Origin of the sequence: Spirulina subsalsa CS-330 (genome assembly GCF_028330765.1) — a bacterium.
In the GTDB taxonomy this organism is placed as follows: domain Bacteria; phylum Cyanobacteriota; class Cyanobacteriia; order Cyanobacteriales; family Spirulinaceae; genus Spirulina; species Spirulina subsalsa_A.
The window spans coordinates 23,174-39,829 of sequence record NZ_JAQMTY010000233.1; the positions used below are offsets into that span (position 1 = coordinate 23,174).

Annotated in this window: 16 protein-coding genes; 4 read left to right on the forward strand and 12 right to left on the reverse strand. The window is 54.3% G+C overall.

Annotation, left to right across the window (positions count from 1 at the left end; all coding sequences use genetic code 11):
- Positions 1-105: 105 nt before the first annotated feature.
- Together PN477_RS16205 and gcvT are read left to right on the forward strand one after the other, a co-directional pair.
- A complete protein-coding gene (locus PN477_RS16205; protein WP_272115655.1) occupies positions 106-591 on the forward strand; it encodes an acyl-CoA thioesterase in 486 nt (161 codons plus the stop codon).
- Between the two features lie 217 nt (positions 592-808).
- Positions 809-1,933 (forward strand): glycine cleavage system aminomethyltransferase GcvT, encoded by a 1,125-nt coding sequence (gcvT, locus tag PN477_RS16210; RefSeq protein ID WP_417158840.1) that lies wholly within the window; start codon positions 809-811, stop codon positions 1,931-1,933.
- A 510-nt stretch (positions 1,934-2,443) separates the two neighbouring features.
- Here gcvT and PN477_RS16215 read toward each other — a convergent pair.
- On the reverse strand, positions 2,444-4,204 hold the full coding sequence (locus PN477_RS16215) for an ABC transporter ATP-binding protein (protein WP_272115657.1): 1,761 nt from the start codon (positions 4,202-4,204) through the stop codon (positions 2,444-2,446).
- 134 nt (positions 4,205-4,338) lie between these two features.
- Positions 4,339-4,941: a Uma2 family endonuclease gene (locus PN477_RS16220; protein ID WP_272115658.1), complete on the reverse strand. Its 603-nt coding sequence runs from the start codon at positions 4,939-4,941 to the stop codon at positions 4,339-4,341.
- Between the two features lie 394 nt (positions 4,942-5,335).
- Between PN477_RS16220 and PN477_RS16225 the strand changes: the two genes are divergently transcribed.
- A complete protein-coding gene (locus PN477_RS16225) occupies positions 5,336-5,818 on the forward strand; it encodes a 2TM domain-containing protein (RefSeq protein WP_272115659.1) in 483 nt (160 codons plus the stop codon).
- 12 nt (positions 5,819-5,830) lie between these two features.
- Entirely contained in the window at positions 5,831-6,955 is a 1,125-nt protein-coding gene (locus tag PN477_RS16230; protein WP_272115660.1) for a BtaA family protein, read from the forward strand.
- Here PN477_RS16230 and PN477_RS16235 read toward each other — a convergent pair.
- The 10 genes from PN477_RS16235 to hoxE form a co-directional block, all read right to left on the reverse strand.
- Complete coding sequence (locus PN477_RS16235) at positions 6,901-7,263, reverse strand: hypothetical protein (protein ID WP_272115661.1); 363 nt, start codon at positions 7,261-7,263, stop codon at positions 6,901-6,903. The genes PN477_RS16230 and PN477_RS16235 overlap by 55 nt on opposite strands.
- 128 nt (positions 7,264-7,391) lie before the next feature.
- Positions 7,392-8,816 (reverse strand): Ni/Fe hydrogenase subunit alpha, encoded by a 1,425-nt coding sequence (locus tag PN477_RS16240; RefSeq protein WP_272115662.1) that lies wholly within the window; start codon positions 8,814-8,816, stop codon positions 7,392-7,394.
- Positions 8,817-8,890: 74 nt separating this feature from the next.
- Positions 8,891-9,427, reverse strand: a complete 537-nt coding sequence (locus PN477_RS16245; RefSeq protein WP_272115663.1) for a YbjN domain-containing protein — start codon at positions 9,425-9,427, stop codon at positions 8,891-8,893.
- 54 nt (positions 9,428-9,481) lie between these two features.
- Entirely contained in the window at positions 9,482-10,030 is a 549-nt protein-coding gene (locus tag PN477_RS16250; protein ID WP_272115664.1) for an NADH-quinone oxidoreductase subunit B family protein, read from the reverse strand.
- 41 nt (positions 10,031-10,071) lie between these two features.
- The gene (locus PN477_RS16255; protein ID WP_272115665.1) at positions 10,072-10,476 is read right to left on the reverse strand and encodes a hypothetical protein; all 405 of its coding nucleotides are present in this window, start codon (positions 10,474-10,476) and stop codon (positions 10,072-10,074) included.
- Between the two features lie 65 nt (positions 10,477-10,541).
- Positions 10,542-11,258, reverse strand: coding sequence for a bidirectional hydrogenase complex protein HoxU (hoxU, locus tag PN477_RS16260; RefSeq protein ID WP_272115666.1), 717 nt, complete (start codon positions 11,256-11,258; stop codon positions 10,542-10,544).
- Positions 11,259-11,353: 95 nt separating this feature from the next.
- Positions 11,354-12,172: a DUF6920 family protein gene (locus PN477_RS16265; RefSeq protein ID WP_272115667.1), complete on the reverse strand. Its 819-nt coding sequence runs from the start codon at positions 12,170-12,172 to the stop codon at positions 11,354-11,356.
- Between the two features lie 63 nt (positions 12,173-12,235).
- Positions 12,236-13,882: a hydroxylamine reductase gene (hcp, locus tag PN477_RS16270; protein ID WP_272115668.1), complete on the reverse strand. Its 1,647-nt coding sequence runs from the start codon at positions 13,880-13,882 to the stop codon at positions 12,236-12,238.
- A gap of 47 nt (positions 13,883-13,929) precedes the next feature.
- Positions 13,930-15,555 (reverse strand): NuoF family protein, encoded by a 1,626-nt coding sequence (locus PN477_RS16275; protein ID WP_272115669.1) that lies wholly within the window; start codon positions 15,553-15,555, stop codon positions 13,930-13,932.
- Between the two features lie 12 nt (positions 15,556-15,567).
- Entirely contained in the window at positions 15,568-16,077 is a 510-nt protein-coding gene (hoxE, locus tag PN477_RS16280; RefSeq protein WP_272115670.1) for a bidirectional hydrogenase complex protein HoxE, read from the reverse strand.
- Positions 16,078-16,656: the final 579 nt, after the last annotated feature.

The following is a 16,656-nucleotide window of genomic DNA, read 5'->3' on the forward strand; positions in this document are numbered from 1 at the left end:
ATGGCATCGTCAGAATAAAGCATCGAAACCCCTCTTTGGAGGGGTTTCTTCACTTCAACGGGATACGGTACATTAAAATCCACAGTCCGGCTAGCGTCAAGAGTCATGGGTAAACAACAGCAACTCCCTCCCACTACCGCCATCATTGAAGACCACGCCCTCCACGCCACTACCGATAAGTGGTTTGAATATGTCGTCCGCGTCCATCCGCACCATACCGATTACGGGGGTATTGTTTGGCATGGGGCCTATGTGGCTTGGATGGAAGAGGCGCGGGTAGAATGCTTGCGATCGCTCGGCATCAACTTCGCGGATCTGGTGGGGGTGGGGTGTGATTTACCCGTGGTGGAAATGTCTCTGCGGTATCATCGCTCCCTGCGCATGGGCGAGGTGGCCGTCGTCAAAACCCGCATGATGGAAATGAAAGGCGTGCGGATCAACTGGGCCTATCAAATTCAAAATTTAGACACCAGTGAGCTTTGTGTCTCAGCCTTTGTAACCCTCGTCGCCATGGATCGGGACAAAGGTAAAATTATGCGACGTTTACCCCCGGCAATGCGGGACGCGCTGGTGAAATTCTCTCAGCAATAGCCCATCGTTCGATCCACCTCAGAGGATCTTGATTCACCTCAGAGGATTTCGATCTACCCCATAGGATCTCGCTCCACTCGCTAGGATAATAGGGCGAAGATTCCAGCGTAAACCCCCTGGGGATTGCCCCAGCACAGCACGCCGCTGTCTTGGCCCACCCTTCCCCCCGGCTACCCCGCCTGCAATCTCATTCAATTCTTTAACCCCCATAGATACAGTGTCAGTGCAATCTTCAGATCAGCTCTCGCGTACTCCTTTGTTTGACCTCATGGCCGCGCAAAATGCCCGCTTTACCGCCTTTGCGGGCTGGGAAATGCCGGTGCAGTTTACCGGCCTCAAGCAGGAACATGAAGCGGTGCGTACCCAGGTTGGGATGTTCGATATTTCCCACATGGGTAAATTCCTCTGGCAGGGTCGTGAGGCCCGCCAACAGTTACAGCGGCTTGTGCCGTCGGATTTGGGTCGTCTCGAACCGGGGCTGGCGCAATATACGGTGTTGCTCAATCCGGACGGCGGCATTATTGATGATGTCATTGTCTATTACCAGGGCATGACGGCAGGGGGTGAAGAGCAGGGGGTGATCATTGTTAATGCGGCGACGCGATCGCAGGATTACGCCTGGATCACCGAACACCTCAGCGGCAGCCCCGTTACCTTAGAAGATGTTTCAGCAGATCGGGTCTTAATTGCCGTCCAAGGGCCGGAGGCGATCGCCACCCTGCAACCCCTAATCAAAGCCGATTTAACCGCCATTCCCAGCTTTGGCCATTGCCAAACCGAAATCTTAGACGGAGCCGCCTTTATCGCCCGCACCGGCTACACGGGCGAAGATGGCTTTGAAGTGATGGTGGATATTCCCACCGGCCAAGCCCTCTGGCAGGCTCTCGCTGCTGCGGGCGTTGCACCCTGCGGCCTCGGCGCACGGGATACCCTCCGCCTCGAAGCCGCCATGGCCCTCTACGGCCAAGACATTACCGAAAAAACCACCCCCCTCGAAGCCGGGCTAGCCTGGTTGGTGCATCTCGACAGCAATCCTGACTTTATCGGGCGGGATGTGCTCGCGGCGCAAAAGGCGGCGGGGGTAGAGCGGCGTTTGGTGGGGTTGGAAATGGCCGGGCGACATATTGCCCGCCATGATTACCCCGTGGTTGTGGCGGGGGAAACGGTGGGGGTTGTCACCAGTGGCACGTTGTCGCCCACCTTGGGCAAAGCGATCGCCCTCGCCTACGTTCCGAAAGCCCTCACCAAGCCAGGCAATACCGTTAACGTGGAAATTCGGGGTAAATCCTACCCGGCCACTGTGGTGAAAAAACCGTTTTATCGCTCCCCCCATCGCAGCTAGTTGGAGTGAATTTTAGAAACTTCTCTCACTCAAATTAACGCTATTCAACAGTTTTGAATGTTATCACTCATGGTGCGTAAACTTTAGTTGCACCCTCTCGATCTCTAGGGTTAAGGTGCTAAATTGGTAATTGAAGCAGGTGATGCTTCCCTGACAGATAAAACAGTCAAGGTTCTATCCACTAGTAAAGCGAGGTTAAACATATCCATTTTCTATCTGTCTCGTTGAATCGACCAAAGAGCAATCCAACATTGCAGACAATCTTCCTCAAATAGTGAACAGAGAGCAATACTTAGGCTGGGTTTTCGGCATAATGTATCTCTAAACAGTATCCACATTGAGATTAGGAAGTACGTGTTGCAGAACCGGATTGCTCTTTTGGCTATGAGACCTTAAAAATGCTCCCGTACTCCTCAGATCGATTCGGCGCAGCTTCTCTTCATAACCGCACCGAGTCAAGTCCCTTCATATCTCCAAACGCGACCTAATCCATTACCTTTGCGCGATCCACTATTCCCCGGTTTGGACGCGCCAGAGGTTGGCGTAGATGCCGTTGAGGGCAACTAACTGATCATGGTTGCCCTGTTCCACGAGGCGGCCCTGTTCCATGACATAGATGCGATCGGCGTGGCGGATCGTGGAAAGGCGGTGGGCGATCGCGATCGTCGTGCGGTTTTGGGTGATGTGGGCCAGGGCGCGACTGATGGCGGCTTCGGTTTCGTTATCCACGGCGGAGGTGGCTTCGTCGAGGATCAGGATCGGCGGATTTTTCAAGATGGCGCGGGCGATCGCTAACCGTTGCCGTTGACCCCCCGATAGTTTTTGCCCCCGTTCCCCCACGATCGTCTCGTAACCCTGGGGCAATCGCTGAATAAACTCCTCCGCTTCCGCCAGTTTCGCCGCGCTGCAAATTTCCTCAACGGTCGCGTCGGGACTCCCGTAGGCGATATTTTCCCGCACCGTCCCATGGAACAAAAACACATCCTGACTCACCAGCCCGATCGCCCCCCGCAGATCGTGGAGGTGAATGGCGCGAATATCCAATCCGTCAATCGTAATCATGCCCGACTGGATTTCATAAAACCGCAGCAGCAGCTTCACGAGGGTACTTTTTCCCGATCCCGTTGATCCGGCAATGCCGATGGTCTGCCCGGCGGGAATCGTCAAGGTAAGCTGATCAATAATCGGGTGATCAATGTGGTAGCCAAAGGTGACTTGATCAAACTGAATCGTGCCGTCTACGCGGGGTAGGATTTGATTTCCGGAGGCAATCTGGATCGGCGTATCGAGCAGATTCATCACCCGCTGGGTCGAAGCCATGGCCCGCTGATATTGATCCAAGGTCTGCCCCAACCGCGTCAAGGGCCAGAGCAGCCGCTGGGTCATGAACACCAAGACGCTGTAGGTTCCCACCGCTAGCCCGCCCTCCACGGTTTCCATCCCCCCGATCAACAGCGTCGCCGTAAAGCCGCCTAAAATCACCAACCGAATCAACGGCACAAAGGCGGCACTAAGGGCGATCGCATGACGATTACTCTGGCGATAGGCTTCACTTTCGAGGGCCAACCGATCCAACTCGTAGGCCTCGGTGGTGAAACTTTTAATCGTCGTAATCCCGCTGAGATTATTCGCCAACCGACCACTGAGTAAACTCACGTTTTCTCGCACTTTGGCATAGCGCGGCGCGAGTTTTTTCTGAAATGCGATCGAACCGACGATAATAATTGGAATCGGAATCATCGTCATCCAAGCCACCGTTGGCGCTAACAGCAAAAACCCGGCACTAATCACAATCACCGTTGTGGTGACTTGCAGAATTTCATTGGCCCCAATATCTAAAAACCGCTCCAATTGGTTAATGTCATCATTCAAAATCGCCATTAACCCGCCCGTACTGCTGTCCTCAAAAAAGCTCATTTCCAACTCTTGAACATGGCCGTAGGTTTCGAGGCGTAAATCGTGCTGCATATTCTGGGCTAAATTGCGCCACAACCGCTCATAGGCATATTCAAACAGGGATTCTAACCCCCAAATCAACGCCGATAAAATCGTCAAAATCAACAATTGTGTAAAGGTGTCGCGCACTCCCCACCGGGCAATCAGGGAATCTTGCTGCTTCACCACCACATCCACCGCCGCCCCGATTAAGACCGGCGGCGCAAGGTCGAACACTTTATTCAACACCGAGGCGGCGGTGGCTTGCCAGATTAAGACGCGATAACGCTGGCCGTAGTGGAGCAGGCGTTGGAGGGGATGGGGGGAGGGGGTCACGATGGGGTTATGCAGTGAAAAGAAATCCTGTTTACTTTAACGTGAGTTTTGGTTTAGGCGATTTTGTGGACAGTTGCACGGGAGAATCGACAGTGTAGCGAACGAAGGCATTAGGCTTCTAGTGGTAACCACCTTCAACCCCAAACCCGATTGAGGTTCAGGATAAACCCCGGTAAGACCGTTTCCCCTGATACTGTCTTGGGATTCTCCACTACCTCCACCTCTGGCCCTGGATGGTAAATCTCTACCCTGTGATGTGGAGAGTCAAGGAGCCAACCCAATCGAGTCCCATTTTCGAGATATTCTGCCATCTTGCTGCGGAGGTCTTGCAAGCGATCGCTCTTTGAGCGTAATTCCACCACAAAATCAGGACACAAGGGAATGAATCCATCCTGCTGTTCTGGGGTTAGAGCCTGCCAGCGCTCCGAGCTGACCCAGGCTGCATCAGGAGAGCGATTGCTACCATTGGGCAACTCGAAGCCCGTCGAAGAATCGAATGCTCTCCCATTACCCCCTTCTTCCTCAATCCAACGCACCAAAAAGTAATTGATTTTGCTGTTACGGTAGCCAGTATTGCCCCCTGTCGGTGGATTCACAATGAGTTCTCCCGTTGCGGTACGCTCCAAACAAAGTTCACGATTAGCCGTCACCAGTGCTGCGAACTGTTCCGGCGTAACACACAGAGCCAATTGATCAGGCAGTTGGAGCGATAAAGGTTTAGGCGGAACCTGTACCACGATGATTCACCTCAGAGGGTTAGACGGCTTCTTCATTTTACAAAAGAATTCCAGGGTCAAGTCTGCGATGCTTGCTGCGGTAAAAATCAGAAATCACGATACGTCCGAATCCGCATCGCCCAGAATCGTGCAGCCTGTACCTAGCCGTGGTGACCGGAAGCGGTGCAATGCTCCTAATGTCGTGGCACATCGGACAAGGTGGGTTACGGTGGATTGCTAGATTGCAGTAATAGCGGGAGTTTAAGCCACCTAACCCACCCTACACGAAAGGCTGATTTTAGTTGCGCCACGGTATTAAGGTGATGGCGATGGGGTGGGAAACGTTGAGGGGGGCACTGTCCAACGGGAGATTTTCTATAATGAAACCAATGTCCTGTGTTGCCTTAATCCGGGTATGACCGCGCCACAAACTTATCAATCGGACGACATTCAGCAGATTTTGCAATTGGCGATCGCCCGCAACGATCGCGAGGGTGAATTCACACGCACCCAACTCCTCGAAATCGCCGAAGAACTCGATATTCCCCTCACCTGCCTCGAAGCCGCTGAGCAAGATTGGCGGTTATCTCGTCTCGAAACCGAAAAACGCCAAGAATTCGACCGCTACCGCTTCGCCCAATTTCGCCATAAAGCCGTGAAATATATGATTCTCGCGGGCTTTTTTATGAGTCTGGATCTCCTCAGTGGCGGCGGGTTGGGCTGGTCGCGGTATTTGGTGGTGGTGTTGGTGACCTTGAGTGTGTTGGGGGGATGGAAAATTTTTCAGCCCAAGGGGCCAGCCTATGAGCGTGAGCTTGCCCAATGGGATAGTCGCCGCCAATTAAAACAAACCCTAAACACAGCCTGGCAATCGATTCAATCCTTTTTTCAGGGCTAAACAAGACCCACTATGCCCACCGAAATCGCCCAAACGGCGGACTTTTCGCAGATCCGCTACGCTCAATGCTGGGAAGATGCGGATTTGCTGCTGGCGGCGTTGGATGTGCAACCGGATCACACGTGCCTGTCGATCGCATCGGCAGGGGATAACACTCTAGCGTTGTTGAGTCGGGGGCCAAAACGAGCGATCGCGGTCGATCTCAATCCGGCTCAGTTGGCCTGTTTAGCCCTGCGGGTGGCGGCCTATCGGCGGTTAGACCATGGGGAACTGTTGCAGTTTTTGGGGTCGCGATCGGGAACGGCGGCCCAGCGGTGGGCGTGGTATCAACGCTGTCGGGGGGATCTCGCGGCGGATGTGCAAGGGTTTTGGGATCGGCGGCGATGGTTGATTGGGGCGGGGTTTGGGACGGTGGGGAAGTTTGAGCGATATTTGGCGCGGTTTCGCCGCTACCTGTTGCCCTTGTTGCAGAATGAGGGGGCGATCGCATCCCTCCTCACCCCCAAATCCCCCGCCGAGCGTCAACGGTTTTACGATCGCACCTGGAATCATTGGCGTTGGCGTTGGGGATTTAACCTCTTTTTTTCTCAACCACTGATCGGACGCTGGGGGCGCGATCCCAGCTTTTTTCGCTACGTGGACGGCAACCCCACCCCCCAACTCGCCGCCCAACTGCGCCACGCCCTGACAACCCTTGATCCGGCGATGAATCCCTATCTGCAATGGATACTCACGGGCGAACACCGCACCGCCCTCCCCTACGCCCTCCGCCCGGAACAGTTCGAGCCGATCCGCGCCCACCTCGATCGCCTTGAATGGCATTGCTGTGCCGTGGAAGAATATCTAGACCGCCCCGATTGCCCCCCCATTGATCGCTTCAACCTCAGCAATATTTTTGAATATATGTCAGGGGAAAACCACGCCCGCACCTTGGCGCAAATTGCGGCCCGGAGTCAACTGGGGGGACGCTGGGCCTATTGGAATTTGTTTGTGCCGCGCCGCTGTCCGCCGGCACTGTACGACCAAATCACGCCCCGCTTTGATTTGAGCAATGCGTTAAAAGGGCGCGATCGCGCCTTCTTCTACCGCGATTTCGTTGTCGAATCTCGGCGCACTGAAGCAGAGGAAGGGCGGTAGTCCGTCTCTGGCCAGAGCGATCGAATTTCCTGCGCTTGGGTTGCTGCATTAAATCGCTCCCAGACGATGCCATGACTATCCACATCTTCGGTAAATTCAGCAGCCTCTGCATCTTCCCAGCCGAGATGTCGCAATGTTCCCGGTTGAGCGTTTGCATCCTGGCGCACGGACAAATTAAGACTAGCGGTTCTCCACAATGCGTATTCTCCTGCGATGACTACACAGGGTTCACAGGCTAGTCTTGCGGTGTAGTCTTGAACCGCTGCTTCAATATTGTGTGATGAGAGGGCGATATGGATTTTTTTCATGGGGCGGGGATTCTGGGTGATTGCTGGCATTGACCGGGCATGGATCTTGCCTGAAACACCAGAAACCCTCAAATCTAGAGGGTTTCTGGTGTCTGGGATGAGCGGGAGCGGTTCAAGCGCGATCGCGTTTAATCGCGGTACACCTCATCTAAAACGGAACCATCGGGGCGCAGCAGTTGCACATGGAGAGGCATTTGGCCCGCTGCATGGGTGGAGCAACTGAGGCAGGGGTCAAAGCAGCGGATTCCGGCTTCGACGCGGTTGAGCATGCCTTCGGGGATTTCGTTGCCGTGGATGTAGTGTTTGGCGATTTGGGTGACGGTTTGGTTCATCGCCAGGTTGTTTTGACCGGTGGCGATGATCAGGTTGACCTTTTCGAGGAGGCCGTTTTCGTCTACTTCGTAATGGTGGAACAGAGTACCTCGTGGGGCTTCGCTGACACCGATGCCCACGGTTTGATTGATGTCCGCTTTGGCCCGAACGCGATCGCTCATCATATCCGGGTCATCCATAAACTGCTGGACTCGTTCTAAGCAAGCCAGAATTTCCAGAAGGCGAGCGTAGTGGTAAAGGAAGGAGGAGGTGGCGATCGCACCGCCCCGTTGGCGGAATTCGGCGAGTTCGGCATCAGCTTCGGGGGTTCCGAAGCGATCGCAATTGTTCACCCGCGCCAAGGGGCCAACGCGATAGATGCCGTCGGGATAGCCCAGGGGCTTGTAGTAGGGGAATTTCAGGTAAGACCAATGTTCGACGGCTTCACCGAGATAGTCTTGGTAATCGTCTTCACTGAGGCCATCGGCGATGATATTGCCCTCGCTGTCTTTGAAGCGAATCGCGCCGCCGTAATGTTCCCAATCGCCATTGGGGGCAACCAGGCTCATAAACAGGGAGGGGAATTTGCCGAACTGTTCGGTTTCAGTATGGAAGCGATCGAGGAGGTCTTTAAAAATTCGCAGGGCGGTGCGGGTGGTATCGAGGGATTCCGGGAGGCGATCGCAAATCCATTGACGACCTTCTGCGGAGAGGGGCGATCGTACCCCACCGGGAACCGTCCAAGCAGCGTGAATTTTCCGCGCCCCCAATTTTTCAATCACCGTCTGGCCAAACTGCCGCAGCCGAATCCCCGCCCGCGCCAGGTCAGGATCAGCGGCAATCAGCCCAAACACATTCCGCTTCGCCGGATCACTATCCCAACCGAGGAGAAAATCCGGGCTGCTGAGGTGGAAAAACGAAAGGGCATGGGATTGAATAATTTGGCCCAAATTCATCAGGCGGCGGAGTTTTTCCCCAGCGATCGGCACTTGTACCGCGAGGAGTTTATCGCCGGTTTTCGCGGCGGCGAGTAAATGACTCACCGGGCAAATGCCGCAAATTCGCGCCGTGATTCCCGCCATTTCGGTAAAGGGCCGACCTTCGCAAAATTTTTCAAAGCCGCGATATTCCACCACATGGAATCGCGCATTTTCCACTTCGCCCGCATCATCGAGAAAGATCGAGATTTTGGCGTGACCTTCAATGCGAGTGACGGGATCAATAACAACTGTTTTAGCCATGGTCTTTGAGGAGAGAATAGGTGAATATGAGAGTCAAGATTAGAGGATGGCAGTGTTGGGGGCTGTCGGTGGCGTTAATTCAAATCATGGGGGTCAAAGTGCTGATGATCACTGTTTTGGAGGTCATCATCATCAAATTCATCGTCGAATTCGTCGTCAAATTCATCATCGAGATCCTCAAGAATCTCGGCAGGATCTGCATCTCCATAGATCACTTTCATGAATGAGGGAAAGTAGTGATCCACCATCATTAAATTGGGGTAGATCACATTCCGGATGGTGTTGAGTGTCCTAGGTGCTTCATGGAGAATTACGCTGGTTTTATAGCGAACTTCGCCATCATCCAGATCGATATCTAAGTGACCGACCAGCAATGTATAGTTGACGCGACAAATAAATTCGCAGGCCACAGAGAGTTTGTCCGCAGGCACTGTCACTGGCAAGACGAGATTAAACTGTACCCATTCTGTTTCTTCATCGACCAAGAAATAGCCTCGAAATTGCCCAGATTCTAAGGTTATTTCGATCATGATTGTCGCTTCGGATTCTAGAATATGAAACGACCAATCATCTGTTTTAATTGTCTCGGTGACGAGCTCAAAAAGTGTCATGAAGTCAAATTAACCAATGAAGAAACTGAATGCTGGAAATGGGGGCTGGGCCGATTACCCAAATTTAATCATGTCTCGCCCTTCCATGACGGGCATTTCGCCGCGCAGGAGGGGTTCGAGGGTGGCGCGGATGCGATCGGCGCTGGGGGGGCAACCGGGCATGAAGATATCGACGGGAACCCATTCATGGACGGGGCGCACTTGGTCGAGGAGTTCGGGGACGATGCCGGGTTCGTGGGGGAGTTGGGGGGTGGAGTCGCCGAGTTCGAGGTAGGCGCGTTTGAGGACGGGTTCTGCGCCGCCGAGCATGTTGCGCATGGCGGGGACGTTGGCGGTGACGGCGCAGTCACCGAAGGAGATTAGGGTTTTGGTGCGGGCGCGGACGTGGCGGAGGAGTTCGAGGTTTTCTTCGTTGGCGATCGCGCCTTCCACGAGGCACACGTCCACATTGTCGGGATAGTCTTTGAGGTCACACCCGACGGGGCTATAGACCACATCCACTTGGGCGGCGAGGTCGATCAGCCATTCATCCATGTCCAGGAAAGACATGTGACAGCCGGAGCAGCCCGCAAGCCAAACCGTAGCAAAGCGAATTTTAGACATAATGAGTCCTCGTGAGTTTGAATCCGGAATAAAGAAGGTCTCTAGACTGAGAGTAGCGCCTCTAGGAGTTGCGCGTATTCGCTGGGGTCACAATGGAGGGGACAGGCACAGTGTTGATTAATGCAACGGGTTTGTCCGGGTTGGGATGTACCGCCTAAGGTTTGGAGTTGCGATCGCAGCCGTTGAATCCGGGTTGTGTAGCGATCGATCAGCACAAACCAAAGTTCTGTCCCTGCCAAAAGGGGGGTCAATAGTTCCACCGCATGACGGAGTTGCATGCCATCGGTGGGGGTACAGGTGGCGGATATGGCAAAAAAGTCTTCGCACAAGTCCAAGGCCATCAAAAATTGGGTTTCTGGTTCAGGCTCATCACCATAGTGCCAGGTGGATAGCGGGAAGGACACAGGAGATGAACAGAGAGCAGACAGATCAGAACGTGAAGACATGGCGGTAATGGTGAACAACTCAGATCCAATACAGTCCCCTGGATTGGGATTAACACCCTTAATCTTTAGCGTGACCATTCCTGTTTGTCACGAGCGTTCACTAAAAATTCCAATTTGGCGCGATCGCCCGCCTTTTCCCCCGTTGTCGTTCCCTTGCGGAAAATCGACCCCGTCGGGCAAGCATCCACACATTTACCGCAAGCCGTACAGGCGGACACTTCACCCCAGGGCTGATCCATCCCCGACACGATGTAGCAAGCCTCGCCCCGGTTGCCCACATCCCACACATGGGCCCCTTCCACTTCGTCACACACCCGTACACAGCGCGTACAAAGAATGCAACGGTTATGGTCAATGCCAAACATCGGATGGGACAAATCCACGCCGCGATCGGGAAAACGATAGCTAAATCGGGAATGATCCATCCCCACCTCAATCGCCACATCTTGCAACTCACAGTTACCATTAGCCACACAGATCGAGCAAACGTGATTCCCCTCAGCGAAAAAGAGTTCCACAATCATGCGGCGATAGTCCTGGAGTTTGGGCGTATTGGTTTCCACCTCCATGCCTTCACTGACCGGGGTGACACAGGCCGGCAGTAATTTCGGTGTGCCTTTCACTTCCACCGCACATAACCGACAGGCAGCAGCTTCGCTCACGCCTTCGAGGTGGCACAGGGTGGGAATGGCAACCCCGGCCTCTTTGGCCGCATCCAGAACAGTTTTGCCACTTTCGGTCACAACATCTTGACCATTAATTTTCAGGGTCGTAATTGACATAGTTCTCTCCTGCAAAAGGATTCAAGGGTGATAGGGGTGTCAGGGATCACCCCATGAGGATCGGGAATCGCAACGGCATCCCCCAGGGTTGGGGGCTAGACGGTCGTTGAAAATTTGGCATCGTGAACCACGGCGCGGAAAAATTCGTGGTAGTCCGGGCTATCAACATTCCAACCGGCGGCGACTTGGGTGGGAATGGTGATGCCGTTAAAGGTGCGCTCACTGACAAAACTAGAGCCGAAGCGACTGTAGCCGTGGATTTGTTCGTTCCAGCGCGAGAGTTCGGCGTGCTGGAGGCGGCCTTGGTTGTCGATGGTGAGTTGAAGGCAGATCGGTTCATCGTCCATCGTCCATTCCGCGCAGATATGGTGTTCACCGAGGGCGTGCCAGGTGACCCCGTTGTGGGGGAGGAGAGCGGAGGGGAGCCACACCATTTCAATGGCGAGGCGACCGAGGCTAGAGCGGCTGATTTCGTCGCTATGGTGATCGACGAGGGGAATCGCGCCCCAGAGGTCAAAGTGGACGCGGCCTTGGCGGTTGCAGTAGGAGTCTGCGCCGATGAATTGGAGTTGGGGTTTGCCGATTTTGGCTTGCCAGACGAAGCCAGAGAGGGCGGTCATCCATTGGCGGGCTTTGAGGGGCAACCAGGGCCGATCAACGTTGGTTTTGAAGCTGCCGTGCATGTCGAGTTGGACGGCGTTGGCGAGGGGGGTTCCGGGGGCGATCGCATGGAGTAAATACCGCTGCACTGGGGGCGGTAGGTTGGCGACGAGATCGGGGGTAAACACGATCAATTCTTGGGCGGTGGTGAGCGATCGCCGCAGTTTGTGGATCTGCCACATTTGCCACAGCCGCCGTCCGGCGATCATGACCGCCAACCCTACACCCAGACTGATTAAACTGAAATACATCATTGCAAAAACTCCATGAGAATAACGGGGCATCGGGAATAGACAGTCCCGATCCGCCCCTAGGGTTTACCCTAGGCAGGCGGCTAGATCTGCGTCGGGGGTGGTAATGCCTTGGAGGTTATACCGTTCAGAGAGCAGGGCAAAGACATTCGGAGTCAAGAAGGCGGGCAAGGTGGGCCCCAGGCGAATGTCTTTGATTCCCAAATGGAGGAGGGTGAGCAGAACAGCGATCGCCTTTTGCTCATACCAAGACAAAATCATCGACAGGGGCAAATCATTCACCTCCATTTCAAAGGCCTGGGCCAAGCCCAGAGCAATCTGAATCGCACTGTAGGCATCGTTACATTGCCCCACATCGAGCAAGCGCGGCAAGTCGCCAATCCTGCCCAACTGCTGATCAAAAAAGCGGAATTTCCCACAGGCCAGGGTCAACACCACACAATCATCGGGGACTTTTTCGACGAATTCGGTGTAGTAGTTGCGATCGGGCTTGGCCCCATCACAGCCCCCAACGAGAAAGAAATGGCGAATCTGCCCCGCCTTCACCGCTGCCACCACCGTATCCGCCACCGACAGCACCGCATTCCGGGCATAGCCTGTCACCACGGAACGCGGCGGATCGTTGACCGTGAAGCCGGGCATCGCGAGGGATTTTGCGATCGCCGGGCTAAAATCCGGAACCCCATCCGACATCCCCAGATGAATCAGCCCCGGATAGCCCACACTCCCCACAGAAAACAGCTTGTCATCGTAGGTTTCATGGGGCGGCATCAGGCAATTGGTGGTCACCACGATCGCCCCCGGAAACTTGGCAAAATCCTTGGTTTGGTTTTGCCACGCCGTTCCGTAATGGCCGTAGAAATGGGCGTATTTTTCCTTTAACTTCGGGTAGCCGTGGGCGGGCAACAGTTCGCCGTGGGTGTACACCGTTAGCCCCGTGTCTTGGGTTTGCTCCAACAAAGCCGCCAGAATTTTAATGTCATGGCCGGACACAAGGATCGCCTGGCCTTGGCGCGGATTGAGGGGAACCGGGGTCGGAACCGGGTGGCCGTAGGTTTGCGTATGGCCCGCATCGAGGAGTTCCATCGCCCGAAAATTCACCTCGCCCACCTTTAGGGCTAAGTTCACCCAGGCCATCAGGTCTAAATCCGTGCGATCTAAGGCAATGAGGGCCTCTTCGCAGAAGTGGTAAACCGCCGGATCATGTTGACCCAATTCTGAAGCCAGAAACGCATAGGAGGCTAACCCTTTCACGCCATACAAAACGGTGAGTTGGAGGGCAAAAATATCCGGATTCTGCCCGATTTTTTGGAGGCGTTCGAGGGACTTCGCCAAGCCCTGCTCCACGAGACTTTCCGACCAATCCGGCTCGTAGCTGCAAATGTCGGGCCAGAGGGTTTTGCGCCCATTCTGGTTTTGGACTTGCAGCTTGAGCAGTTCCCGGAGGGTGATCACTTGCCGGATTAAGGTGATAAACCGTTTTCGGTCAAAGTTGACGTTGGTCATCGTCGAAAAGAGGGCATCGCCGAGGAGGATATCCGCATCGGTGGTATCAATGTTGTGATCACGGGCGGCGATCGCCACCACCGCTAACCCCCGCAGGCAATAGACCAAAAGATCCTGCACCGCATTCACCTCCGGGCTTTTGCCACAGGCTCCCCATTGATGGCAGCCTTGACCGCTGGCGGTTTGTTCACATTGTTCACAAAACATTTTGATTGCTCCAATTGCTGATCTAGATTGAGGGGGGCGATCGCCCCTTAGGATGCCGTCACTGCCGAGTTTTGCAGTCGTGCCGGCATCGGCTGCAACAGTTCCTCATATTCCGAGCGGAAATAGTTCAAGGTACTCAGCACCGGATTCGGGGCGGTCATCCCCAACCCACAGAGGCTCATTTCCTTGACCATGGCGCACAGAGCAGCCATGGTTTCCAAATCCGCCGCCGTCGCTTCCCTGGCCAGTAAGCGCGTCAACATACTGTGCAGTTGCACCGTCCCCGCTCGACAGGGGATACATTTGCCGCAACTTTCCTCGCGGCAAAAGTCCATATAGAACTGCGCCACTTCCACCATGCTCGTGGTCTGATCCATCACCACCATGCCGCCCGACCCCATCATCGACCCCACCTTCGTCAAGGAATCGTAATCGACCGGGGTATCGAGCAAGTGGGCCGGAATGCAACCGCCGGAGGGGCCGCCGGTTTGAACGGCTTTAATCGTGCCATCGGGCACACCGCCGCCCATCTCTTCGACGATTTCCCGCAGGGTGATCCCCATCGGCACTTCGATCAGGCCGTTGTTGCGGATCTTGCCGGTGAGGGCGAAGATTTTTGTGCCTTTACTGCCCTCGGTGCCGATCTGGCTGTACCAGTCTGCGCCTTTTTCGATGATCGTGGCGATGTTGGCGTAGGTTTCCACGTTGTTGATCAAGGTGGGGCAATGCATCAGGCCGTCCTGAGCCGGATAGGGGGGGCGGGTGCGGGGGTTGCCGCGCTTGCCTTCGATCGAGTGGATGAGCGCGGTTTCTTCGCCACAGACAAAGGCTCCGGCTCCGATCCGAATGTCAATTTTGAAGTCAAAGGGGGAGTCAAAAATTTGACTGCCGAGGATGCCGTATTTTTTCGCTTGTTTGATCGCTTTGTTGAGGCGATCGATGGCGAGGGGATATTCAGCGCGAACGTAGATATAACCATGGTCTGCGCCGACGGCATAGGCAGCGATCGCCATCCCTTCGAGCACCAAATGGGGATCACTTTCGAGCACGGAACGATCCATGAACGCCCCCGGATCGCCCTCATCTCCATTACAGATCACGTATTTCTGACCCTCCGGCATTTTCGCCACCGTGGCCCATTTCACCCCCGTCGGGAAGCCACCGCCGCCACGACCCCGCAGGCCGCTCTGGGTGATTTCCGTCACCACTTCGTCCGGGGAAAGTTCAAACAGGGCTTTGTACAGGGCTTGATAGCCGCCGCTGGCAATGTAGTCTTCGATGCGATCGGGGTTAATCTTGCCGCTGTTTTTCCGCACAATATGGAATTGGCGGCTAAAGAAGGGATGGTTCACATCCCCCACCTCCGCATCGGTGCTGCCACCGTCAAGGCTGGCAATAATTCCGGCGGCTTGGTCGGGGGTGACGGCTTCAAACAGTTGGTCATCGGTGGAAATTTGCACCAAGGGGCCGCGGCCACAGAACCCCATACAGCCGACTCCCACGACTTCGACGCGATCGCCCAGGCCGCGATCCTTCACCGCCTTCGCCAGATTCTTTGTAATCTCCAATGATTGAGCCGCTTGGCAACCCGTGGACGTACAACAATTTACGCGCACCGGCTTAAACTTGGCCTGTTCGGCCGCCGCCAATGCTTTCAGTTCAACTAAATCCATCGTGCCTCCAGATTATTCAGTTTCAGCCAGGACAGCCAGACGAGCCAGCACGGTGTCAGCATCGAGCTTGCCTTTCACTTCGCCATCAAACACCACAGCGGGAGCAATGCCACAGGCTCCAATGCAGCGAGCGGTGGAAAGGGATACTTGGCCATCGGGCGTGGTTTCGCCCACTTGGATGCCCAGTTTTTCACTGATCGCCTCGACGAGTTTGCCGCTCCCTTTGACGTAGCAGGCTGTGCCGGTACAGACGATGCAACTGTGTTTACCGCTGGGCTTCAGGGAAAAGAGATGATAAAACGTCGCTACCCCATAGACGCGGCCTAGGGGGAGCTTGAGCGATCGCGCCACATATTCAAGAACATCAAGCTCTAGAAAGCCAAAAGACTCTTGCGCCTTGTGGAGCACTTCAATCAACGCATCTTGACGATAGTGATTCCGCTTCATGGTGATGTCGAGAATCTTGAAGCGTTTATCCGGTTGCGCCTTGGGGGCAGCGGGGGTGGGGGTGATGGTGGACATGGGTCTTCCCCTTCGTAGGACAGTAACTATGCACAATTTCAGTGCAGAATAAGCTCACTCCTAATCATTGACTTTGATCAAAATCAATCGATTATCGAGAGAATACTTCCTCGTATTTTGTCACTGAACCCCAGCAATTCCCGCGATGTTTAGAATCATTCAATAATCTTCAAGGTCTAAGTAAATAATTGTGAAGATTAACAATCCATTCATTGCGAAAAGAGGTTGAAACTATTCACGATAGTCTCAGCTACAGCATAAAAGTGCATGAAGTTGTTTTTGAATCACAACATATTTTATTAACTGATAACATTGCTGATCTTGTATCAAACAATACTCATTTTTTAACCCATCTTTTAATCAAATTTAGGATAGTAATGCTCTTGAATTAAAGCTTGTTCAGAAATCATCCTGTACAGATTAGAAGCCCCTCGCCCCGTGGGCTACTGCTTATACATAACGTTCAAATGTTGGCCTCGTCTGCGTTTGATCCCCCTAAATCCCCCTTAAAAAGGGGGACTTTTTTGCGTTCCCCCCTTTTTAAGGGGGGCTAGGGGGGATCGAGAGAAGGTGAACATC

What these genes read in the sequence shown, in the direction of transcription:
- PN477_RS16205 (WP_272115655.1), top strand. Translation starts at nt 106, where the DNA reads ATGGGTAAACAACAGCAACTCCCTCCCACTACCGCCATCATTGAAGAC.
- PN477_RS16225 (WP_272115659.1), top strand. Translation starts at nt 5,336, where the DNA reads ATGACCGCGCCACAAACTTATCAATCGGACGACATTCAGCAGATTTTG.
- PN477_RS16230 (WP_272115660.1), top strand. Translation starts at nt 5,831, where the DNA reads ATGCCCACCGAAATCGCCCAAACGGCGGACTTTTCGCAGATCCGCTAC.
- PN477_RS16235 (WP_272115661.1), bottom strand. Translation starts at nt 7,263, where the DNA reads ATGAAAAAAATCCATATCGCCCTCTCATCACACAATATTGAAGCAGCG.
- PN477_RS16240 (WP_272115662.1), bottom strand. Translation starts at nt 8,816, where the DNA reads ATGGCTAAAACAGTTGTTATTGATCCCGTCACTCGCATTGAAGGTCAC.
- PN477_RS16245 (WP_272115663.1), bottom strand. Translation starts at nt 9,427, where the DNA reads ATGACACTTTTTGAGCTCGTCACCGAGACAATTAAAACAGATGATTGG.
- PN477_RS16250 (WP_272115664.1), bottom strand. Translation starts at nt 10,030, where the DNA reads ATGTCTAAAATTCGCTTTGCTACGGTTTGGCTTGCGGGCTGCTCCGGC.
- PN477_RS16255 (WP_272115665.1), bottom strand. Translation starts at nt 10,476, where the DNA reads ATGTCTTCACGTTCTGATCTGTCTGCTCTCTGTTCATCTCCTGTGTCC.
- hoxU (WP_272115666.1), bottom strand. Translation starts at nt 11,258, where the DNA reads ATGTCAATTACGACCCTGAAAATTAATGGTCAAGATGTTGTGACCGAA.
- PN477_RS16265 (WP_272115667.1), bottom strand. Translation starts at nt 12,172, where the DNA reads ATGATGTATTTCAGTTTAATCAGTCTGGGTGTAGGGTTGGCGGTCATG.
- hcp (WP_272115668.1), bottom strand. Translation starts at nt 13,882, where the DNA reads ATGTTTTGTGAACAATGTGAACAAACCGCCAGCGGTCAAGGCTGCCAT.
- PN477_RS16275 (WP_272115669.1), bottom strand. Translation starts at nt 15,555, where the DNA reads ATGGATTTAGTTGAACTGAAAGCATTGGCGGCGGCCGAACAGGCCAAG.
- hoxE (WP_272115670.1), bottom strand. Translation starts at nt 16,077, where the DNA reads ATGTCCACCATCACCCCCACCCCCGCTGCCCCCAAGGCGCAACCGGAT.